Annotated in this window: 1 protein-coding gene; it reads left to right on the forward strand. The window is 46.7% G+C overall.

What is annotated here, in order from left to right:
• A partial coding sequence (locus AAEY72_RS16090) for a flagellar biosynthetic protein FliR (protein WP_352311676.1) occupies positions 1–242 on the forward strand: 242 nt, incomplete at both ends.

Genomic DNA, 242 nt, shown 5'->3' on the forward strand with positions numbered 1-242 from the left:
TTCAAATGGTGATACATAGCTTTGAAGTGCTGCCAATTGATGGTAATTGGTGGTCGGTGGATCATTACTGGGACATAGTAACCTGGGGTGGCTGGATGTTTACCACGGCGCTTGTGCTCTCACTTGCACCGCTTACCGCTATGCTGGTAATTAATATGTCGTTTGGCATTATGACCCGCGCCGCGCCGCAGCTTAATATTTTCTCTATTGGTTTTCCGTTTACTTTAGTTGCAGGGCTTATC

This window comes from Psychrobacter sp. W2-37-MNA-CIBAN-0211 (genome assembly GCF_040309405.1).
Taxonomy (GTDB): Bacteria; Pseudomonadota; Gammaproteobacteria; order Pseudomonadales; family Moraxellaceae; genus Psychrobacter; species Psychrobacter glaciei.